Annotated in this window: 18 protein-coding genes; 9 read left to right on the forward strand and 9 right to left on the reverse strand. The window is 72.3% G+C overall.

Going from position 1 to position 20,578, the window contains the following annotated elements; translation table 11 throughout:
* Positions 1-152 precede the first annotated feature (152 nt).
* The 3 genes from ACIBSV_RS21240 (at position 153) to ACIBSV_RS21250 (ending at position 2,706) form a co-directional block, all read left to right on the forward strand.
* The gene (locus ACIBSV_RS21240; protein WP_395865177.1) at positions 153-752 is read left to right on the forward strand and encodes a TetR/AcrR family transcriptional regulator; all 600 of its coding nucleotides are present in this window, start codon (positions 153-155) and stop codon (positions 750-752) included.
* 145 nt (positions 753-897) lie between these two features.
* Positions 898-1,491: a hypothetical protein gene (locus tag ACIBSV_RS21245; RefSeq protein ID WP_395865180.1), complete on the forward strand. Its 594-nt coding sequence runs from the start codon at positions 898-900 to the stop codon at positions 1,489-1,491.
* A 480-nt stretch (positions 1,492-1,971) separates the two neighbouring features.
* Positions 1,972-2,706 (forward strand): ABC transporter permease subunit, encoded by a 735-nt coding sequence (locus ACIBSV_RS21250; protein ID WP_395865182.1) that lies wholly within the window; start codon positions 1,972-1,974, stop codon positions 2,704-2,706.
* A gap of 131 nt (positions 2,707-2,837) precedes the next feature.
* Here ACIBSV_RS21250 and ACIBSV_RS21255 read toward each other — a convergent pair whose 3' ends face one another.
* The 5 genes from ACIBSV_RS21255 to ACIBSV_RS21275 all read right to left on the reverse strand — a co-directional run bounded on the left by ACIBSV_RS21255 (position 2,838) and on the right by ACIBSV_RS21275 (position 9,554).
* Positions 2,838-5,021, reverse strand: a complete 2,184-nt coding sequence (locus tag ACIBSV_RS21255; protein ID WP_395865184.1) for an MMPL family transporter — start codon at positions 5,019-5,021, stop codon at positions 2,838-2,840.
* A gap of 234 nt (positions 5,022-5,255) precedes the next feature.
* Positions 5,256-5,921, reverse strand: a complete 666-nt coding sequence (locus tag ACIBSV_RS21260; protein ID WP_395865186.1) for a response regulator — start codon at positions 5,919-5,921, stop codon at positions 5,256-5,258.
* Positions 5,918-7,144 carry a sensor histidine kinase gene (locus ACIBSV_RS21265; protein WP_395865188.1) on the reverse strand — a complete coding sequence of 409 codons (1,227 nt, stop codon included), beginning with the start codon at positions 7,142-7,144 and terminating at the stop codon, positions 5,918-5,920. The genes ACIBSV_RS21260 and ACIBSV_RS21265 overlap by 4 nt, the downstream gene beginning before the upstream one ends.
* A 206-nt stretch (positions 7,145-7,350) precedes the next feature.
* Positions 7,351-8,040 (reverse strand): response regulator, encoded by a 690-nt coding sequence (locus ACIBSV_RS21270; protein ID WP_395865190.1) that lies wholly within the window; start codon positions 8,038-8,040, stop codon positions 7,351-7,353.
* Complete coding sequence (locus tag ACIBSV_RS21275) at positions 8,025-9,554, reverse strand: sensor histidine kinase (RefSeq protein WP_395865192.1); 1,530 nt, start codon at positions 9,552-9,554, stop codon at positions 8,025-8,027. Before ACIBSV_RS21275 ends, ACIBSV_RS21270 begins: the two co-directional genes overlap by 16 nt.
* Positions 9,555-9,737: 183 nt before the next feature.
* On the opposite strand from ACIBSV_RS21275, the gene ACIBSV_RS21280 reads away from it, so the two are divergent.
* On the forward strand, positions 9,738-10,430 hold the full coding sequence (locus tag ACIBSV_RS21280) for an ABC transporter ATP-binding protein (RefSeq protein ID WP_395865193.1): 693 nt from the start codon (positions 9,738-9,740) through the stop codon (positions 10,428-10,430).
* Positions 10,427-12,817, forward strand: coding sequence for an ABC transporter permease (locus ACIBSV_RS21285; RefSeq protein WP_395865195.1), 2,391 nt, complete (start codon positions 10,427-10,429; stop codon positions 12,815-12,817). Before ACIBSV_RS21280 ends, ACIBSV_RS21285 begins: the two co-directional genes overlap by 4 nt.
* A gap of 88 nt (positions 12,818-12,905) precedes the next feature.
* Here the strand turns inward: ACIBSV_RS21285 and ACIBSV_RS21290 are convergent, their stop codons facing one another.
* Positions 12,906-13,682, reverse strand: a complete 777-nt coding sequence (locus ACIBSV_RS21290; protein WP_395865197.1) for a tryptophan 2,3-dioxygenase — start codon at positions 13,680-13,682, stop codon at positions 12,906-12,908.
* Between the two features lie 209 nt (positions 13,683-13,891).
* Positions 13,892-14,512 carry a potassium channel family protein gene (locus ACIBSV_RS21295; protein ID WP_395865199.1) on the reverse strand — a complete coding sequence of 207 codons (621 nt, stop codon included), beginning with the start codon at positions 14,510-14,512 and terminating at the stop codon, positions 13,892-13,894.
* 372 nt (positions 14,513-14,884) lie between these two features.
* Here ACIBSV_RS21295 and ACIBSV_RS21300 point away from each other — a divergent pair, with 372 nt between their 5' ends.
* The 4 genes from ACIBSV_RS21300 (at position 14,885) to ACIBSV_RS21315 (ending at position 18,062) form a co-directional block, all read left to right on the forward strand.
* The gene (locus tag ACIBSV_RS21300; protein WP_395865201.1) at positions 14,885-15,346 is read left to right on the forward strand and encodes a VOC family protein; all 462 of its coding nucleotides are present in this window, start codon (positions 14,885-14,887) and stop codon (positions 15,344-15,346) included.
* Between the two features lie 358 nt (positions 15,347-15,704).
* Entirely contained in the window at positions 15,705-16,013 is a 309-nt protein-coding gene (locus tag ACIBSV_RS21305) for a chaplin (protein ID WP_395865203.1), read from the forward strand.
* 327 nt (positions 16,014-16,340) lie between these two features.
* Positions 16,341-16,820 (forward strand): pyridoxamine 5'-phosphate oxidase family protein, encoded by a 480-nt coding sequence (locus ACIBSV_RS21310; RefSeq protein ID WP_395865205.1) that lies wholly within the window; start codon positions 16,341-16,343, stop codon positions 16,818-16,820.
* Positions 16,821-17,201: 381 nt separating this feature from the next.
* Positions 17,202-18,062, forward strand: coding sequence for a universal stress protein (locus ACIBSV_RS21315; RefSeq protein ID WP_395865207.1), 861 nt, complete (start codon positions 17,202-17,204; stop codon positions 18,060-18,062).
* A 26-nt stretch (positions 18,063-18,088) separates the two neighbouring features.
* Here the strand turns inward: ACIBSV_RS21315 and ACIBSV_RS21320 are convergent, their stop codons facing one another.
* Both ACIBSV_RS21320 and ACIBSV_RS21325 read right to left on the reverse strand, forming a co-directional pair.
* Positions 18,089-19,000: a hypothetical protein gene (locus ACIBSV_RS21320; protein WP_395865208.1), complete on the reverse strand. Its 912-nt coding sequence runs from the start codon at positions 18,998-19,000 to the stop codon at positions 18,089-18,091.
* 394 nt (positions 19,001-19,394) lie between these two features.
* The gene (locus ACIBSV_RS21325) at positions 19,395-20,336 is read right to left on the reverse strand and encodes a phosphotransferase family protein (RefSeq protein WP_395865211.1); all 942 of its coding nucleotides are present in this window, start codon (positions 20,334-20,336) and stop codon (positions 19,395-19,397) included.
* Positions 20,337-20,578: the final 242 nt, after the last annotated feature.

The following is a 20,578-nucleotide window of genomic DNA, read 5'->3' on the forward strand; positions in this document are numbered from 1 at the left end:
CCCGCACGCGCGAGAATCGACGGAATCGACACGGCACGACGAGACGACGTGAAGAGACGGCACGATGGGACGGCGCGAAAGCCCGCGCGAGGGGATCGCGCGATCGGACCGCGACGGCACGAAGAGACGGCGACAGAAAGAGGCGATGCACGGTGCCCACCGGAACGGCCATCCGCGACGCGCGCGAGCAGTTGTTCGACGCAGCCGAGCGCGTCCTGCTCCGCGCCGGCCCCAGCGCGCTGACCAGCCGGGCGGTCACCACCGAGGCGGGCTGCGCCAAGGGCGTACTGCACCGGCACTTCACCGACTTCGACGCCTTCCTGGCCGACCTCGTGCTGGACCGCATCGCCCGCATCGACCGCCGAGCCGACGTCCTGCGCGAGGAGGCCGGCACCGGGACCGTCGCCGACAACGTCACCGGCGCGCTGACCGGCCTGTTCGAATCGGAGGCCGTCGCGATCGTCGGCCTCGTCACCTCCCGCGACGACCTGCGCACCCGCCTCCGCCGCAGCACGCCGACCGGCATCCCGGTCCTGACGGAGGCCACCGCCATGCTCGCCTCCTACCTCACCGCCGAACGCGACCTCGGCCGCATCGCCGCCGACGCCGACATCGACACGCTCGCCCCCACCCTGATCGGCACCGGCCACATGCTCTTCGCCGACCGGAACGGCACCCCACCGACACCCGAAGCCGTCCACAAAATCGTCGCCACGCTCCTCGCCCCCACCCTCCGGGAACCCCGGGCCTGAGTCGTCCGCCCCGCATCCGGGCCCGTATCGTCGGTATTCGGGGATCGACCCGGTGTGTCGTCCGTGCCGCGTGGGCACCACACCGGCAGCACACCGGCGTCGGCGGGGCCATGCGCCGGCCGGGATCCAGGACACGGAGTTGCCGTTGTTGTTCACACACGACGTACTGGTCAAGATCGCGTCCGGCGACGTCGACCTCGCCTTCCGCCGCTGGCGCACGCCCGCCGTCCGCCTCGGCAGCACACTGCGCACGGAGGTCGGCGTGCTGGAGGTGGACGAGGTCGCGGCCGTATCGGAGGCGAGTGTGACCGACCGGGACGCACAACGGGCCGGCTACGCCACCAGAGCGGAAGTGCTTGCCCATCAGCGCCCCGGCGAAGACCGGCAGTTGTACCGGATCGGCCTGCGCTTCGTCGGCGCCGACCCACGGGTGAGCCTGCGCTCGGACACCGACCTGTCGGCGAAGGAGCTCGACGAGATCGTCGCGGGACTGCGCCGCCTGGACGCACGAAGCGGTCACGGGCCGTGGACCACCGCGATGTTGGAACTGATCGACGCGAATCCCGCGGTGCGCGCCGCCGACCTGGCCGCCGGCGTCGACCGGGAGAAGCTCCCCTTCAAGGTGGATGTCCGCAAACTCAAGGAACGCGGCCTCACCGAAAGCCTGGACGTCGGCTACCGGCTCTCCCCACGCGGCCGCCTGGTCCTCGATCACATCCACCGAAGCAACCCGACCTGACCCGAGAAACGCCCGGCCGACCCCTCGGACAACACCGCGGAAACACCACCGCCCACGAGACCGAGGCGCACGAAACACCGCCGGCGCGCCGCTTGCCGCGTCCACCACCGGGACGAAGGGCCGAAAGCCGTCCACCGGTGGGAAGCCGGCCGCCTCGGCGCGGGCACGACCGGCAACCGGACTCCTCACGTGGACGCCCCCGCGCTCCGAGCCGCACGCGTGATGCCCGTCGGCGACGCCCGGGGCCTGCGAGAGGAGGCCGGCGATCCCGAGCGAGAGACCGAACCGGGCCGCCGGAGCGCGCATATCGCAGCCCTCGACCCGTCACCGGTGACCCGCCGCCGCGGGTGACAGGCGCACCGCGTCCGCGCCACGGCCCGCTTGCGGCATCCCATTTCCCACGGAACCCATTCGCCCCCGGATCCGTCCCAACCGTGCTGCTCCGCCCGTCCGTTCCTCTCCCCCGGCCAAGGAGCGTTCATGACCATCCCGGGCACTCGCGTCCACCGAGCCGACGGTGTCGGCACCAGCATCGGCGTCGACGTGCCACCGGTCGATCCGTGCGCGCCGGATGAGGACCCGCCCACGCATGGCGTGCGCCGTCTGTTGGGTCGCCTCGTGGGGGTCGTCCTCGTGTTGGGCGTCCTGGTCGTGGGCACGTTCACGATCGTGCGGTTGATACCGGGGGACCCGGCCGCTGTCGTCGCCGGCCGGAACGCGGATTCCGCGCGAACCCAACAGGTGCGGCACGAACTGGGGTTGGACAGGTCGCGGGTCGCACAGTTCGGCGACTACGTGTCCGGGCTGCCGTCCGGCGATCTGGGCACCTCGTTCCGCAGCGGCGAGCCGGTGACCGACGTGCTCGCGCAACGGCTGCCGCGTGCCGTCGAGTCGGCGCTGTCCGTGGTGTCGGTACTGCCCTTCGTCGCCGTCCCGCTCGGGATCGCGGTGGCGGTCAGCCGCCGGGGTGGGCACCGACGCGGCCTGGACCGCGCCTTCACCGCCACCATCGCGTTGTCGGGCGGTGCGGTGATCGCGGAGAGCGTATTCGCGTGGCCCGGGCTCGGCTCGTGCCTGGTCGAGGCGATCCTCGACCGCGACTATCCGGTGGTCCAGGGCGCGGTGTTGGCCCTCGGCCTCCTGGCCTGCCTGGTCGCCCTCGTGATCGAGCTGCTCCTACTGCTCGCGTCGACGGCCCCGCGCACACCCACCTGAAGGCGTGCCCGAGGCTGCTCACTCGCGGCCGACCGCGTACCGCACGTCGAACGCGCGAGGGCGGTGGCGATGAAGGACGTGAGTCCTTCGCCGCCACCGCCGGCCGACCGGTGTGCTCGACGCCTCGCGGGTCAGTCGTGCTCGAGAGCGATCCGCGGCAGTGCGCGCTCCAGCGGGCGCGGGAGCCACCAGGCCCGGGCACCGAACAGACGCATCACCGCGGGCACGATCAGGCAGCGGATCACCAGCGCGTCGAGCAGGATCGCGACCGCCAGGCCGAGGCCGAACTGCTGCAACATGCGGTCCTCGCTCAGTACGAAGGCGCCGAAGACCACGATCATGATGGCCGCCGCCGCGGTGATCACCTTGCCGGTGGTCGCCAGACCCTCGCGGACCGCGTGCCCGGCGTCCCGAGTGCGCTGCCACTCCTCGTGGACACGGGCGAGCAGGAAGACCTCGTAGTCCATCGAGAGCCCGAACACGATCGCGAAGATCATCACCGGGATGAACGCCTCGATCGGGCCCTCCTGCACACCGAACATGCCGTGTTGGAACACCAGCGTGATCACGCCCATCGCGGCACCGATGCTGAGCAGGTTGAGCAGCGCGGCCTTCAGCGGCACCAGGATCGACCGGAACACCAGCAGGAGCAGCACGAACGACAGACCCACCACGATCGCCACGAACAGCGGCAGTCGGTCGGCGACCTTGGCCGCGAAGTCCTCGACGGCGGCCGTACCGCCGCCGACCAGGACGGTGGCGCCGGTGCCGCGTTCCACGCCCGGCATGACGTCCTCGCGCAGGTGCTCGACCAGCCTGGTGGTCGCCTCGTCCTGGGGTGCGGACTTCGGGTAGGCGATCACCGTGGACACCCGCGGGTCACCGGACGGCAGGATCGGGCTCACCGCGGCGATCCCGGGAGTGCCTTCGAGCGTGCTCCTGGTCTGCTCCGCCGCGCCGGCGTCACCCTCGACGACCACGAACAGCGGCCCGTTGAAGCCGGGCCCGAACCCGTCCGCGAGCAGGTCGTACGCCTGCCGACTGGTCTTGGTCGCCGCGTCGTTGCCGGCGTCGGCGAAGCCGAGGCGCATGTCGACCGCGGGTGCGGCCAGGCCGACCAGCGCGACGACCGGGACGATCAGCGCGAGCCACGGACGGCGCTGTACCAGGGCGGCCCAGGAGCGCCAGCGGGTGCCCTCGACAACCTTGCTCTTGGCCGCGCGGCGCTCGACGTTGCGCCGGATGCGCTTGCCGAACAGGCCGAGCAACGCGGGCAGCAGGGTCAGCGACGCGAGCATGGTCATCAGTACGGTCAGCGCGACGGCGAGCGCCACGCCGCGCAGCGAGCCCAAGCCCAGCGTGACCAGGCCCAGCAGCGCGATGATCACCGTGCAGGCGGCGAAGAACACGGTGCGACCCGCGGTGTCCAGGGCGCGTCGGGTGGCCTGTTCGGCGTCCGCGCCACGCAGCAGTTCGGCGCGGTAGCGGGAGAAGATGAGCAGTGCGTAGTCCACCCCGACGCCCAGGCCCACCAGCATCATCACCGGCGGCGTGAAGTCGGCGATGTTGGCCAGGTGCGAGGCGAGCACGACCAGGCCGAGGGTGCTGCCCACCGCGAAGATGGCGGTCAGCAGCGGTACGGCGGCGGCCACGAGCGAACCGAACAGGAACACCAGGACGACCAGCGCGCCGAGCATGCCCGCGCCCTCGGCCGCACCGCCGCCGCCCTCCTGGGCGCCGCGGATCTGGTCACCGCCGAGTTCGACCCGCAGCGTCGCCTCGCGCGTCTCGGCGGCCTGCGCGGTATCGATGATCCTGGTCACCGCGTCCTTGGGCACGTCCGTGCCGACGCCGTCCAGGGTGACCGTGGCGTACGCGGTCAGTCCGTCCCGCGAGACGGCGTTCGCGTCGTCGTACGGACTGCGCACCTCGGCCACGTGTGGGAGGTCGCGTACCGCGCCGAGCATGCGCTCGACCCGTTCCCGGGTCGCGGGTACCGACACCGGCGCCTTGTCGTGCAGGACGATCTGTACGCTGTCGCCGGCTTGGGTTGCGCCGTGTTGCTTCAGCGTGTCGGCGGCCTGCTGCGACTCGGTGCCCGGGAGCGAGAAGTCGTTGTGGTAATCGCTGCCGATCGCCATCGCGATGCCGCTGACCGCGATCAGCACCGCGACCCATGCCAGCAGGGCCGCCTTGCGGCGCCGGTGCGCCCAGCCCGCGATGCGCTCGAACACGCTCGGGCGGTCGGTGCGTCGCCGGGCCGGCGGGCCGGGGTCGACGCCGGGCGGGGGGTAGGAAACCGGGGTCTCGGACATTGCTTCCTCGATCCGCAGGAGGGGCTTGGGGACGTGGTGTCACTTGTCCACAAGCCTCTCGGCAGGACGGCCGCCGGGCGTCCTGCGCAGGCACGGTACGGCCGGACGCCCCCGGTGGGCCCGCCGCGCCGGCGGATACCCCCACGGTTGCGTCCGGTGTACACCCCCGGTTGCGGGTGGTCCCGGAGCCGCCCCCGACCGGCCCCGGCCATTCCCGCACCGGCCCAAATCCGGTCAGCCCAGCCAGCCGGGCGTCACCATCCCCGATTCGTAGGCCAGCACCACGAGTTGGGCCCGGTCGCGGACCGCGGCCTTGGTCATGATCCGACTCACGTGCGTCTTGGCCGTAGCGGGGCTCAGCACCAGCCGGGCCGCGATCTCGTCGTTGGACAACCCGGCCGCGACCAGGGCCATCACCTCGCGTTCTCGATCGGTCAACGCCCGGACCCGCGGGTCCGGTTCCGGCGGCGCGACCCGGCCGGCGAACTCGGCGATCAGCCGGCGGGTGATCGTCGGCGAGATCAGCGCGTCACCGCGCGCGACCACCCGTACGCCGTGGATCAGTTCGACCGGTTCGGTGTCCTTGACCAGGAAGCCGCTCGCGCCCGCGCGCAGCGCACCGTACACGTATTCGTCCAGGTCGAAGGTGGTCAGGATGACCACCCGCACCTCGGCGAGGAGTTCGTCGGCGATGATTCGTCGGGCCGCCTCCAGGCCGTCCAGTCGCGGCATCCGGATGTCCATCAACACGATGTCCGGCCGCAGTTCGCCCGCGAGCGCGACCGCCTCCGTGCCGTCGACGGCCTCGCCGACCACCGTGATGTCGTCCTCGTTGTCCAGGATCCAGCGCAGGCCGGCCCGGACCAGGGCCTGGTCGTCCGCGAGCAACACCCGGATCACGCGGCGCCCTCCCGGCGCAGCGGCAACGACGCGCTGACCCGGTACCCGCCACCCGGCCGCGCGCCGGCCTCGAACTCGCCGCCCAACGCCCGGGCCCGTTCACCCATGCCCGCGACCCCGCTCCCGCCGCCCGGTCCACCCGCCGCACCGTGGGCATCCTCCGGACGCACCGCGTCGCGGCCGTCCGGGGAACCCCCCGCGCCGGCCCGCCCGTCGTCGTCGATCCGCACTCGTACCCGCCTCTCCTCGAACTCGATCCGCACCACGGCCGACGCCGCCCCCGAGTGCCGGGTCACGTTCGTCAGCGCCTCCTGCACGATCCGATACGCGGCCAGATCCACTGCCGGCGGCAAGGGCCGTGAGTCGCCGGGTAGTTCCAGGCGCACCTCGATACCGGCCCGACCCATGTGCGCGATCAGCTCGTCGAGCGCGGCCAAGCCGGGCGCGGGCGCCGTCGGCGCCTCCTCGTCCACCTGCCGCAACACGCCGAGCGTCTCGCGCAGTTCGCGCAGCGCGTCGCGGCTGGTCCGCTTGATCGCGTCGAGCGCCTGCTCGGCCCGGTCCGGGGCACGCGCGAAACCGTGCAACGCGGCCCCGGACTGCACGTTGATCAGTGACAGGTGGTGGCCCAGCACGTCATGCAACTCCCGTGCGATTCGCAGCCGTTCCTCCACCGCACGGCGCCGGGCCTCCGCCTCCAGGGCGTGCTCCGCCTCCTCCGCGCGGCGATGCGCCTCGGCCAGGTACGCGTTGCGGTTGTGCAGCATCCCGCCGATCGCGATCACCGCGACGATCCAGCCGAACATCAGGAACAGCGCGGCGTCCGCGAGATGGTTCGCGCCGGCGCGGTGTTCGGAGACGCCGACGGCGGTCGCGAATCCGGCGCCGACGACCATGGTGATCACCAGGTGCCCGTGCGCCGCCGCGCTGTACAGGGCCACGGCGAAGGTCAGGAACAGCGGTCCGTCCGCCACCACGAACGGGTAGTACACCGCCGACGCCAGCAGGGTCAGCAGCAGCACTGTGATGGGGTGATCCCGGCGGGCGAACAACGCGGCACACGCGGCGAAGACCGGTACCAGGCCCAGCGTGTCCGTACCGTCCATCGGCACCATGTCCACGATCGTGAACGCCACCACGAGCACGCCGACGGCCGCCGTGCACACCATCCCCATGGCCGGACCGCGCGGCACCCACACCGATATGCGCGAAAGACTCCCCATGATCGGCAGCATAGGGGCAGCCCGCGCACGGCACCCGCCCGCGAGCGCCGCATCCGGCGCGAGCGCGGGATACCGGACTCGGTGGCCGGCCGCGCTGCGGCCAGGCGCACGGGTCGCGGACGCGTGCCGCCGGCGCAGGAGCGGGATGCGGGCGTCGGCCTTCGCCCGACCGGGCAGGCGACGCCGAGCGATACCGGATGCCGCCGCTAGGCCGCGCCGCCCGGTGCGATCAGCCCGGTCTCGTACGCCAGCACCACCGCCTGCACCCGGTCCCGGAGGTTCAGCTTCGACAGGATGCGGCCGATGTGGGTCTTGACCGTGGTCGGGCTCAGCGACAACCGCTCGGCGAGTTCGGCGTTGCTCAGACCCGTCGCCAGCAGCCGGAGCACCTCCAACTCGCGCGGGGTCAGCTCGGACAGATCGCGATGCGGCGTGCCACGCGGTTCGTCGCGATGCGCGAAACGCTCGATCAGCCGGCGGGTGATGGTCGGCGCGAGCAGCGCGTCGCCGGCCTGGACCAGGCACACGGCGGCGACCAGTTGCTCGGGGGTGACGTCCTTGAGCAGGAAACCGCTGGCCCCGGCGGTGAGCGCGGCGTAGACATAATGGTCCAGGTCGTACGTGGTCAGGATGATCACCCGGGTGCCGGCCGAGCCGCCGTCGGCGAGGATCCGGCGGGTGGCCTCGATGCCGTCCATCTGCGGCATGCGGATGTCCATGAGCACCACGTCGGGTCGGGTGCGCCGCACCGCGGCGATCGCCTCGACCCCGTTGGCCGCCTCGGCCGCCACCTCGATGCCGTCCGAGGCCAGGATCATCCCGAAGCCGGTACGCACCAGTGCCTGGTCGTCGGCGATGACCACCCGCAGCGCCGGTCGATTCACGCCGTCCGCCACGGGACCGCGGCCCGGATCCGGTACCCGCCGACCAGGGTCGGCCCGGCGGTCAACTCGCCGCCGTAGACCGCCAACCGCTCGCGCAGCCCGATCAGCCCCCGGCCGTTGCCGTCCATCGACCGGCCGCCGTGCGTGCCTCCGGTGTCGATGACCTCGATCTCCAAGCAGTCCCCCGTATAGCCGATGACGACACTGGCCGCCGCGCCGGGCGCGTGCTTGATCGTATTGGTCAGCGCCTCCTGGACCACCCGATACGACGCGAGATCCACCCCGGGCGGCAGCGGGTCCGGCGGCAGCGACATCGCCACGCGCACCGGCGTACCGGACGCGCGCACCCGCTCGATCAGCTCGTCCAGTCGGTCGAGTCCGGGTTGGGGTTCGAGGTCGTCGGGGCGCTCGTGGTCCGCGGCGGCGAGCAGTCCCATCACATGGCGCAGTTCGGCCATCGCGGCCCGCCCGCCGGCCTCGACCGCGAGCAGTGCCTCCTTCGAGCGTTCCGGCGCCGCGTCCATCACCTTGCGCGCGGCCCCCGCCTGGATCACCATCACGCTGACATTGTGCGTCACCACATCGTGCAGTTCGGCGGCGATCCGGGACCGCTCCTCCTCGACCGCCCGGCGGGTGGCCTCCTGTTGGTCCTGCTGGAGCCGGGTGTACCGATCCCGGCTCGCCGCCAACTGCCGTCGCCAGAAGAGCACCAGGCCGGCCATCCCGCCCGCGACCAGCAGCACCACTCCCGGGCTCGACCAGCCCGGCAGGATCGGCGCCGAGTCCCGGAACGCCGCGCCGGCCAACACCGCGGCACCCACCAGCACGGACACCGCACGCACCCGGTAGCGGCTGTAGACGACGGCGCTGTAGGCGCCGATCACGCAGGTCAGCACGTTGATCCAGGACGCGTCGTCCTCGCCGATGGCCACCCCCGCACTCAGCACCGCGGCGAACGCGGCCAGCGGGTACCGGCGTCGCACGGCCAGCGGCAGCGCGGAGAGCACCAGGAACGGCCAGGGCACGGCGGACGGTCCCCGTTCCTCGGGCGGCCAGCCCTCCGGCGGTATCGGCGGTCGCGGTGGGGAGGGATGCTCGGCGGACTCGTACGGGACCTGCCACGCGTCCTGGACCGGACCGCTGACGGAGGACGGCCTCCGTTCCTCGGGTGGCCGGACCCCCGGCGGCACCGGCTGAACCGGCTGGACCGGCTGGACCGGCTGAACCGGCGGGACCGGCTGAACCGGCGGTATCCGTGGGGCCGGATGCTCGGCGGACTCGTACGGGACCTGCCGCGCGTCCTGGACCGGACCGCTGTCGGGATACCGAGCCGCCACCACCAGCGCGAGCACGGTCAGCACGACGGCCAACACCACATCGACGAATATCGCCCGCCGCGAGAGCGGGGCCGTACCCGCCTCCGAGCGCAGCGTGAACGCCAGTTGCGCCCGCCATCCACGCCGGACCCCCGGCTCGTCTTCGGTATCCACCGGCTCATTGTGCGGTCCGCCCACGCGGGGCCGCATCCGCCCGCGCGACCAAGCCGCGCTCCGTGCGACGTACTTCGCAGGGATGACCCCGCGCCCGGGTCCTCCGCGCGGAGGGCCGAATGTCGGTTGGGCGGCCGACGCGCCGGATCGGCACCCGCCCCTACGTTCGCTGAGCCGGCAACGACACCTCCCTCTCGACGTCAAGGACGGACGATCCCCATGACTCACGTGATCGAACTGGCGGGCGTGGCCAAGCGCTACGACAGCGCCGGCGCACCCGCGCTCGGACCGCTCGACCTCGGCGTCGCCCAGGGCGAGGCGCTCGCGGTGACCGGTCCCTCGGGCAGCGGCAAGTCCACGCTGCTGAACCTGATCGCCGGGCTGGACAAGCCGACCGAGGGCGCGGTGACCGTGGCCGGCCGGCGGATCGACGGGCTGAGCGAGCACGCGCTGGCCCGCTTTCGCCGCGAACACATCGGCATGGTCTTCCAGTTCTTCAACCTGCTCGACGACCTCACCGTCGCCGACAACATCCGGCTTCCGGCCCAACTCACCGGTTCCTCCCGACGCAACTCGGCGGCCCGCGCCGCCGAGTTGATGGAGGTGCTGGGCATCCAACGGCACGCCCACGCCTACCCGGGCCGGCTCTCCGGCGGCGAACGCCAGCGCGTCGCGGTGGCCCGGGCGCTGGTCAATCGGCCCGCCCTGCTGCTCGCGGACGAGCCGACCGGCGCGTTGGACACCGCGTCTGGGCACGACGTACGGGAGCTGCTGGTGGACCTGCACCGGGACGGGCAGACCATCGTGCTGGTCACCCACGACCTGGCGCTGGCCCAGGCGTGCGCGAGCCGCACGATCCATCTGGTCGACGGGCACCTCGCGCTCGACACGCGCGCGGAGGCCGTCCGATGATCGGCCTCGGCGGCTCCGCACTGGGCCGGGTGGTGCGTTCCGGTGTGGGTCGACGGCGGGTGCAGACCCTGGTGATCGCGCTGGCCACGATGATGGCGGTGGCCTCGGCCGTGGTCGCCGGGTCGCTCATGGTCGCCGCGAACGCGCCGTTCGACCACGCCTTCGCACAGCAGCACGGCGCACACCTGAGCGTGCAGTACGACCCGGCCGCGGCGAGCGCGGCACAACTGGACGCCACCCGAAGGCAGTCCGGCGTCACCGCGACCGCGGGGCCGTTCCCGTCCACGACGTTGCGCCCGGTGACCGGCGGCGGCGGGCACCTGCCACCGCTGACCCTGGTCGGGCGGCCCGGTCCCGATGCCGACGTGGACGACTTGGACCTGAGGTCCGGCCGATGGGCGGCCGGCCCGGGCGAGATCGTCGTGTCCGCCTCCTTCGGCGGCCCCGACATCCGGCTCGGCTCCATCCTGCGCGCGTCCGATGCCGCGGACGCCCCGACCCTGACCATCGTGGGCATCGCCATGTCGGCGAGCAAGACCGCCGACGTGTGGGCCACGCCCGGGCAGGTCACCGCGATCGCGGCGTCGACCGGGCCGCTCACCACCCAGATGCTCTACCGCTTCGCCGCGGCGGGCGGCAACGACGACATCACCACCGCCCGGGCCCGACTCGCCGCGGCCGTACCGCCCGACGCGCTGTTGGGCAGCCAGTCGTACCTGGACACCAAACGCGCCGCCGATCAGAACGCCGCGCCGACCATCCCGTTCCTGATGGCGTTCGGCGCGCTGGGCATCGCGATGTCGGTGATCATCGTCGGCAGCGTCGTCAGTGGCGCGGTCGGCACCGGGCTGCGCCGGATCGGCATCCTCAAGGCCATCGGCTTCACCCCGCGCGAGGTGGTCCGGGCCTATGTGGCCCAAGCCTTGATCCCGGCCGCCGTCGGCATCGGGGCGGGTGTCGTACTGGGCAACCTGATGGCGCTGCCGCTGCTGTCGGACACCGAGGAGGTCTACGGCGACACGTCGCTGGCGGTGGCCTGGTGGGTGGACGTCCTGGTGCCGGCGGCGGCCCTGCTGGTGGTCGTGCTCGCGGCGCTGGTGCCCGCGCTGCGGGCCGGGCGGCTGCGTACGGTCGAGGCCATCGCGATCGGCCGCGCGCCGCGTACCGGACGGGGCCAGTGGGCGCACCGCGCGGCGGGCCGGCTGCCGCTGCCGCGTGCGCTGACGTACGGCCTCGCGAGTCCGTTCGCGCACCCGGTGCGGATGCTCGCGATGTTGCTCGCGGTGGCCTTCGGTACGGTCGCGGCGACCTTCGCGGTGGGGCTGACCTCGTCTCTGAACGCGGTCGGCGAGGCGCAGGACCCGGAGAACCGCGCCGCGATCACGGTCATCGGCGGCGGGCTGTCCGAGGGGCCGGGCGGACCGGGCGGGCCGGGCGGACCGCAGCCCGGGAAGGGCGACACCGCCGAGGCCGCCGTCGACACGGCACGGGTGCGCGCCGCGATCGAGGCGCAGCGGGGCACCGCGTCGTACTACGGCCTGGCCCAGGCGGACGTCACCGTGACCGGGGTGGCCGGCTCGGTTCGGGCGACGCTGTACCAGGGCGATTCCCGGCCCGGCAGCTACGAGATGATCTCCGGGCACTGGATCGCCGGCCCCGGCGAGGTCGTGGTGCCCACCCGTTTCCTGGAGCGCACCGGAACCAGGATCGGCGACCCGGTCCGGGTGACCTACCGGGGCGACACGCAGACCCTGCGGATTGTCGGCGAGGCCTTCGACACCTCGGACGACGGCATGCGCCTGCACGCGGACCTCGCCGCCTTCGCCGCCGCCCGTCCCGACATCTTCCTGGTCGAGGTCGGCTCGGGCCTGTCACCCGCCGAGTACGCCCGGCAACTCGAGGCGGTGGTACGGCCGTTGGGCGGCGATGTGCTGGTCAACTCCCCCACCGAGTCGGAGGGCATGATCCTGATCCTGAACACGATGGCCGTCCTGCTCACCCTCATGCTGGTCGCCGTGGCGGCGCTCGGCGTGCTCAACTCGGTCGTGTTGGACACCAGGGAGCGCGTGCACGACATCGGTGTGTGCAAGGCCCTGGGCATGACGCCGAGGCAGACGCTGAGCCTGGTCCTCGCCTCGGTCGCGGGCATCGGCCTGCTCGGCGGCCTGGTCGGTGTGCCGGCCGGGTTCGCGCTGCACGCCTATGTGGTGCCGGTGATGGGGCACGCGGCGGGCACCAACCTGCCGCCGAGCATCCTCGAGGTGTACGACGCGTGGCAACTGGTCCTGCTCGGTCTCGCGGGCGTGCTGATCGCGGTCCTGGGCGCGGCCCTGCCCGCGAGTTGGGCGGCCAAGGCGCGCACGGCGACGGCGCTGCGGACGGAGTAGGGCGCGCCGCCGATCCGCGGATGGGGCGGGCAGAGTCGGGCCGGGGCCGGGCCCGGGGCCGGCCCCGGGCTGCACCGCGGGGTGCGGCTCAGGCCTGGGACCTGACCTCCCACAGGTCGGGGAAGACCGGCGAGAACAACGTCGCACGCAGGTACTCGGCGCCGGCGGAGCCGCCCGTGCCGATCTTGGCGCCGATGGTGCGCTCGACCATCTTCATGTGCCGGTAGCGCCATTCCTGGAGGCCCTCGTCGATGTCGACGAGGGCCTCGCAGACCTGTGCCGCGTGCGCGGTCTCGTCGCGGTACACGGCCGTGAGGACCTCCTGGACCTCCGGGTCCGGTCGCCACGCGAGGCTCGTGTCCCGTTCCAGGACCCGTTGGGGGACCGCGTAGCCCAGGCCGGCGAGGTGGCGCAGCAGCGAGTCGAACACCGACGGGCGGTGCGCGGCGGCCTTGAGCCGCTCTTCGTGACCGGTTTCGAAGGACCCGAACTCCCGGCGTCCGAGCACGGCTTCCAACTCGCGGAACTGCGCCGACTGGAACCCGCTCGAGGTGCCGAGCGCGTCGCGGAAGGACGCGAACTGCCGGGGCGTCATGGTCTCGAGGACGTCGAGTTGGCCGACGACCGTCTTCAGGATCTTGGCGACCCGACGTGCCGTGTGCAGGGCGCCGGCGCCGTTGCCGCCCTCCAACTGGCGCTGGAGCAACGCGACCTCGTGCAGGATCTGCTTGAACCACAGTTCGTAGACCTGGTGGATGACCACGAACAACATCTCGTCGTGCGCTTCGGTCCGCGGCTCCTGGCAGGACAGCAGCGTGTCCAGGCGCAGATAGCTTCCGTACGTGACGACCGGGGCGTCGCTCATCGTCGTTTCCTCTCCTTGCGGGCTTTTCCACCGTTCCGACCAGCCGGAAACGACGGGCACCATCCTGTGCCGGTCGAGCCCTTTCGGGAATGGTCGACACACGGAAGCAGGCCGGGTGGATGTGATGATCGCAAGGCGTTTTTACAGATGAGTTTATGGTCGTAAACCCTGATCGGGCGGCTTCCTCGAGCCCGGTCGTCCGAGGTGCCCTACGCGCCGGGTGGGGGCGGGTCGGGAGGCATCTCCGGGAGGTCGTCCCGGTCCGGGTCGAGGTCGGAAACGGCGTCGCCGTCCGATCCACCCGACTGCCTGCGCAGGCCCACCCGGACCGCGCCCAGGATGACTCGTGCGATCACGCCCAGCGCGACCAGGTCCACCAGCATCTGGATCGTCGTGACCACACGCGCGGTCTCGGTCTGCGGCGCGATGTCGCCGAAGCCGACGGTGGCGAAGACGGTGACGGTGAAGTACAGCGCGTCGGTGCGGGACATCCGTTCGGTGAAGGAGTCCGCCTGGTCGGAGTCGATCAGGAAGTAGGTCGCGGCGAAGAGCACCAGCAGGAAGGGCAGCGAGACGGCCACCGCCTCGTAGGCACGCAGGCGCGGCCGCTCCGAGCGCTCGATCGCGTCGACCTGCCGGACCACCAGCGCGACGAACGCGACGAGTCCGACGACGAGTCCGATGGCGGCCTGGATGTCGAGCCGACGATCCAGTGGGATGAGGTAGTACACCACCAGCATCAGGGCCGACATCAGCGCGCCGCGGAGCAGCCCCCACAACACCATCCGCCGACCGGCCGGGTCCGTGCCGGCCGACAACATGTGCTTCATGGCGTGTCCGACGTCAAGATCCGCCTCCTCGAGGTCAATGTAGTCGAGGCTGCGACATATCAGGATGAATCAGTCGGCGTGGCGCGTCGGTTCACACCCACACAAGGGCCGTCGCCTTCGCCCGGAAGCACCTCGCCGCCGGACCACACAGCGTGCGCCCGCGGTCCCGATGGTTGCCTCGGTCCGGCTCGGGCACTAACGTCGGTCGGGTGACTGCCGGGTCGGCCATGGGCCATACACGAGTAGGGCACCCGGCCTCGGCGTGAGTCCGAGGCGGGCCAGAGCCCCGCCTTCTCCTCTCCTTTTCTTCCCCTCCGGCGCCCGCGCGCGCCGAATCCCAGCGGAAAATCGAGACCTGGAGAGGCTCCACGGATGTCGCACGACCGGAAGCAAGAACAGCGGGAACAACGGCGGCAGGAACACGAACAGGACCGGGATCGACTTCCGGTGAACACGGTCCTGTTGAACCACACCGCCGTCTACGCCAAGGATCGGCAGCAGGCGGCCGAGTTCCTCGCCTCGATCCTGGGCCTGGAAGTCGGCCCCCCACTCGGGCCGTTCCTGCCCGTCGACCTCGGCAACGGCGTGACGCTCGACTACTACGAGAAGAACGACGAACCGATCCAGTCCCAGCACTACGCGTTCCTGGTCCCCGACGACCGGTTCGACGCCATGATCGCGCGACTGGAGGCGCTCGGGGTCACCTACTACGCCGACCCCAGCCACTCCCGAGCCGACGAGACCAACGACTGGTTCGGCGGGCGCGGCGCGTACTTCGAGGACCCGAACGGCCACAACATGGAGATCATGACCCGGCCGTACGCCCGTCCGTAGCCGGCAGCGGGGGCGGGTTTCGCACCCGCTCCCGGCTGTCCGTGGGCGCCGGACCGTCCGCTCTCCGGCCCCCGCGCTCCGGGTGCGCGCCACTGCATTCGTGCTCCGGCGTTCGGCCTTCGGCGTGCGGAGTGCGGAGTGCGGCAGAGCCGGAACAACGGCGGTTCCGGCGAGGATCGCGCACCGCGGCCATACGATCCAAGCCCCGGGGTCGGCGTTCCGAGGCCGTCGGGGCGCGAGGCCGGGTTCACCGGATCGGATGAACTCACCCACTGGATGGTTGCCATCGTGGAGGTACGTCGTTGAACTCGTCGTGCGTCGCAATCGGGTGGCGCGGGTGGGTGATACGGAGAATGCAGTGAACACGTTCAAGAAGACCGGTGTGATGGTCGCGGGCAGCGCCGCGCTGGTGATGGCCGGCGCCGGCGCGGCGAGCGCGGGCTCCGAGGCGGACGGCGCCGCGGTCGGCTCCCCCGGCGTCCTGTCGGGCAACAACGTCCAGGTGCCGGTGCACATCCCGGTGAACATCTGCGGGAACAGCCTCAACCTTGTCGGCTTCGTGAACCCCACGTTCGGGAACTTCTGCGCCAACATCGACGGCGACGACGAGCACGGCGACCGGCACCACGAGGCTCCGCAGCACGGTGGTGGCGGCCACCACGGCTGACCGCACACGCTCACCGATCTCGGCCGCTCCTCCGCGTCCGACACCCGGGGCCCCGCGAGCGCACCTGCGCTCACGGGGCCCCGGCCTTTGCCCGGCCCCGGCCGTACGGCACGGTGAGTCCCTGCACGGTGACCAATGGTGCATGTAGCGGGTGAACCGGTGGTCGCGCGGAAGGTCGGAGCGGGCCAACGGATCGGGACATCCGGCACCGGTCCCGGGGACGCTCGGCGCGGTGCCCGTCGTCGGATCCGGCGGTTTCGGCACGATCGGCGGAATCAGGGCCGTTCGGCCCTGTTTCCGCTAGTGCCCGGACTCCAGGGTTGAGCAATGAACGAACACGCCGGGACGCGACGTCCCCTCGGCCGCCGCGAGACGCTGGACCTGATGGCGAGTGCGCCCCTGGGACGCGTCGTCGTCAGCGAGGGCGCGCTTCCCGCCGTCTACCTGGTGCCCTTCGCGCTGGACCGCGAGTACGTCGTATTCCGGGCCCCGCTCGACTCGCGGCTGGCCAGGGCGGCGCGCGATTCCGTGGTGGCGTTCCAGGCCGACCGCGTGGACCCGTCCGCCCGAACCGGCTGGACCGCGACGGTCACCGGTCAGGCCTCCCTGGTCCGCGACCCGTCGGCCGTCGCCCGCCTGGACGACCTGGTGCCGACCATCGGCGCGCAGGACGAGGGGCAGGCGTGGTTCCGCATCACCACGGAACTGGTCACCGGACACCTCATCCAGGAGTCCCCGGGCCCGCGTCCCCACGCGGAGGCCGACGCGGCCCCGCCATCGCCTCCGCCGCCGCGGCGCGAAGCCTGACCCGTACACCCCGTCCCCATCGCGAATGTGCGCAGCAGCCCGCGGGCGGCCGGTGGGCGTACGCCGGCGGCAAGCGCATCACCCGCTCGGCGGCACCGACGCCTCCGCGACCCATCGGTGACCTCGTGTCCCGCTCGCGCCGGCGCGCCGCCCGCTGGATCGTGGCACTTGACGCACCCGGCGGATGACCACCCCGCCGCCGAACGGCGTCCGCAGGGCCCACCGGCTCACCCGAAACGGGACCTACGGCCCTGTGTTCCGTCCCCTCGACACCCGAGACTGGCCCCAGGTCGGCCCACCCGGGCCCACCCGCGCGTACCGAAGGGATCCGCCGTGAACCAGGCTCCGACATCCACCGGTTCGACCTTTGAACCCACTCCCTTGCACGGGCATGTCGTCGTCGGCTTCGACGGCTCGCCCGGTGCGGAACGCGCCGTCGACCTGGCCGCCGACGAGGCCGTCCGCCGGAACACCACCCTGGAAGTGCTGTACGCGCTCGAATGGGTCGAACTCGGCGGCGCCGACGACCGCTTCGGGCAGCAGTTGCGCGCGGACGCCCGCGACGTCGTCGACCGGGGCGCGGAACGCGCCCGCCTGCGCCGGCCCGGCCTGTCGGTCCTGGCCACCGTCGAACTCGCCAACGCCATCGACGCGTTGGAGTTCGCGAGCGACCGCGCCGCCCTGCTCGCCGTCGGCAGCCGGGGCCTCGGCGGCTTCGCCGGCCTGCTGATGGGCTCGGTCAGCCTCCCGGTGTCCGCCACCACCCGCTGCCCGCTCCTGGTCGTGCACCCCGACCAGGACACGGCCGGCGGCGATACCCCGAAGCCCGTGCTGGTCGGCATCTCCGACGTCGACTGCACCCCCGCCCTGGAGGCCGCCTTCCACCAGGCGCAGGCCCGGGCACTCCCGCTGCACGCCCTGCACGCGTGGCGCTACCCGGCGATGGCGGCCGGCAGCGCGGGCTACGCCCCGGCCATGTACGACTGGCGCGAGGTCGCGCAAACCACCCTGACCGCCGCGCTGGAGCCCGTGCGCGCGAAGTACCCCGACGTCGTCGTGACCGAGGAGGTCGTGATCGACAGCCCCGCGCACGCCCTGACCAACGCGAGCTCCGACGCCGAGCTGGTGGTACTGGCCGCCCATCGCAACACCGGCCGCTTCGGCCCCAACCTGGGCCGGGTCACGCACGCCGTGCTCCACCACGCCAAGGCGCCCATTCTGCTGGTGCCCGTCGGCAAGTAGCCCCTCCGTCGGCCGGCCCCCCGCCCTCAGCGGCTCGCGGCGAGGCGCTCCGCACGCCGGGCGATGGCACGGAGCAGTTCCACGCGGATGAATCCGGCGCCGCCGACCCGGATGACCTGCCAGTAGGGCGCGAACCTGCGGCGCGCGGCGGGGTCGGTGGCCCGGACCCGGGTCTCCGCGGACAACACGGTGGCGTCGCCGTCGGGGTCGAGACGGATGCCCATCGCCGCCTTGACCCAGCCGGGATCGGCGAACGCGGTGAACGCGTCCGGGTCGCCGGCGGGGATCGGCGCGGTGACCGGGCGCACGTGCCAGGGTTGGGTGACCTTGCCGAGGACCACCTCGTGTCCCTCGTCGAGGACGAGAACGGGAATCGGCCCGTTCCCCGCGAGCAGGTCGGCCGACGGTCGGGAACGCCCGGCCGAGCGCACCCGGAACAGCACGCCGGTGATCGGGAGTTCGCGTGGAGTGAGCGACTCCAGTGCGGCCCAGACCTCGGCCGGGCGGGCGGCGACGCGACGGCGGTACGCGCTGTGGAAGTCGTGGGCGGGAAACAGACGGTCCAGGGCCGAGTCCGGTGCGGCGCCCGGGTTCACGGCGGCGGTGTGCGTGCGATCACGGCGGGCGCGCACGGCCACCGCGCGCAGCAGGTGGGCGTATCGGTGCCGGTGGCGGACGGGATGGGCGAGGGTGCCGTCGCCGACGGCGCGTTCGAGGTTGTCGAGGGTGGCCTCGATCACCGCGTTATGGATGGAGCGCACGGCCAGGAGCCAGGACAACCATTCGGCGCCCCGTTGGCGCACGCGCAGGGTGTGGGTGACCACGGTGCCGCCGCCGGACGCCCGGGTGAGGGTGAAGCCGTGCTCACCGCCGTGGTCGGGTGGGAAGGCGATCCACAGGCGGCGGCCGGGCTCGGCGGCCTCGATCCGGCAGAGCATGCCGCGGTGATGGAACGGTGCGCCGCCGCGGATTCCCTCCGGTGCCCGAACGCTTCCCCATTCGTGGGGAAAGAGCCCGTCGTCCGGGCTGCCGAGCCTCGTCGAACTCGGTCGATCCCCCGAGCAGGCCCGGCACGCCGCCGCCGCTGCCTACGCCGTCTACCTCGGCACGGCGGCACTGCGGCGCGTCGACGCGGCTCCCGACGACGACACGCACACCTACATCGACACCGTCATGGCCGCGTTCGGCATGTCACCGCGTGCCAGGGACGAACGGTAGCCACCCACCGCCCGTCGGCAGTGGCCGAGGACAGGTCCGGCGAGATCGAGGTCGTCGAGGGGTGCTCACCGCTCGACCTTCGCCGTCGATGCCGAGGTCGACGCCGTGGGTGTGTCAGGCGAGTTCCGCCCACGGGCTCGGCGGTCCCGAGGCGAAGAAGCGCAGGAGGCCGAGCAGTCGACCGGCCGGAGGCGCGCTCCAGTGCCGTCGACCCGGTTGTGGTGTGCGGTCCGGCACGCGGTACAGGGCCCAGGTGAGGTGCACCCGGAGTACCCGGGCCTCCCAGGACCGCGGGCCGGAGCCCGCCGGAGCCTGCTCACCCGTCTCCTGCCGATATCCGTCCAGCATCGCCGCGACTCCGGTCAACGGAATCTTGGCGAACTCCGTTGCCGGGTCCGCCCATTGGGCGTCGCCCCAGTCCACGATGCCGGTCAGGGCCGCCGCTCGCGCACGCACGAGCAGGTTCTGGGCGGCGATATCCCCGTGGACCAGGACACGGGGTGGGTCCGCCGGCAGGTGTACCGACAGCCGCTCGAACCAGCCGGTGAGCCAGTCGGCCGTCCCGGAATCAATCCAGCCACCGGAGCGCAGGCGGCGCACCAACACCCGGGGATCCCCGGCGTCGTCATCCACCGGAACCCCGGCCGGCGCGCCGGCCGAGTCCGGCGACACCCGGTGCAGCCTGGCCAGTTCCCGGCCCACCTCGCGCAGCACACGCTCCGTGTCCGCGGCGGACGGTTGCAGCCCGGCAAGGTCCTCGCCGGCCGCGCGTTCGAGCACCATGTAGGGCACGTCCACCCACGAACAGGTGTCGTCGAAGGCGACGACGTCGGGCGTGCGCACGCCGGCACGTCGCGCGGCAGGGATGACGGCGGCCTCCTTGACCAGATCGACGAGGAACCGCCTTGTACGCGGCACGCGCAGGACCAGGTCGTCACCGAGCGCGTAGACGTGATTGGCCGCCCCGGGGAGGATCGACCCCACCGCCCCGACGCTGACTCCGTGCCGAGCGGCAATGGCGGCGAGCGTCTCGTGACTCGGTGTGAAGTCGTCCATGATCGAGCATCATGACACCGCCGGTCGTGGACGTCCGCTGCTTTTGCCGCGCTGCGGCACGCGGACCAGGGTGAATGCCGCGACGACAGTTTCCGAAGCCGTCTCGGCCGTGTGCGGAACCGGTAACAGCGAGGCGGATGACCGCCGACGACGGCTAGCTTCCAGTGACGACGGGCCGCCACAGGCGTTTCGTACGTGGACCGCTCCGGGGGGACGGGGTCCGCGGCTCGTCTCCGCCACAA

The sequence above is a fragment of the Embleya sp. NPDC050154 genome (assembly GCF_044460165.1).
In the GTDB taxonomy this organism is placed as follows: Bacteria; Actinomycetota; Actinomycetes; order Streptomycetales; family Streptomycetaceae; genus Embleya.

Coding starts and splice junctions, on each gene's coding strand:
- ACIBSV_RS21250 (WP_395865182.1), top strand. CDS start 1,972: ATGACCATCCCGGGCACTCGCGTCCACCGAGCCGACGGTGTCGGCACC.
- ACIBSV_RS21255 (WP_395865184.1), bottom strand. CDS start 5,021: ATGTCCGAGACCCCGGTTTCCTACCCCCCGCCCGGCGTCGACCCCGGC.
- ACIBSV_RS21265 (WP_395865188.1), bottom strand. CDS start 7,144: ATGGGGAGTCTTTCGCGCATATCGGTGTGGGTGCCGCGCGGTCCGGCC.
- ACIBSV_RS21275 (WP_395865192.1), bottom strand. CDS start 9,554: ATGCGGCCCCGCGTGGGCGGACCGCACAATGAGCCGGTGGATACCGAA.
- ACIBSV_RS21280 (WP_395865193.1), top strand. CDS start 9,738: ATGACTCACGTGATCGAACTGGCGGGCGTGGCCAAGCGCTACGACAGC.
- ACIBSV_RS21285 (WP_395865195.1), top strand. CDS start 10,427: ATGATCGGCCTCGGCGGCTCCGCACTGGGCCGGGTGGTGCGTTCCGGT.
- ACIBSV_RS21290 (WP_395865197.1), bottom strand. CDS start 13,682: ATGAGCGACGCCCCGGTCGTCACGTACGGAAGCTATCTGCGCCTGGAC.
- ACIBSV_RS21295 (WP_395865199.1), bottom strand. CDS start 14,512: ATGAAGCACATGTTGTCGGCCGGCACGGACCCGGCCGGTCGGCGGATG.
- ACIBSV_RS21300 (WP_395865201.1), top strand. CDS start 14,885: ATGTCGCACGACCGGAAGCAAGAACAGCGGGAACAACGGCGGCAGGAA.
- ACIBSV_RS21310 (WP_395865205.1), top strand. CDS start 16,341: ATGAACGAACACGCCGGGACGCGACGTCCCCTCGGCCGCCGCGAGACG.
- ACIBSV_RS21320 (WP_395865208.1), bottom strand. CDS start 19,000: ATGCTCTGCCGGATCGAGGCCGCCGAGCCCGGCCGCCGCCTGTGGATC.
- ACIBSV_RS21325 (WP_395865211.1), bottom strand. CDS start 20,336: ATGGACGACTTCACACCGAGTCACGAGACGCTCGCCGCCATTGCCGCT.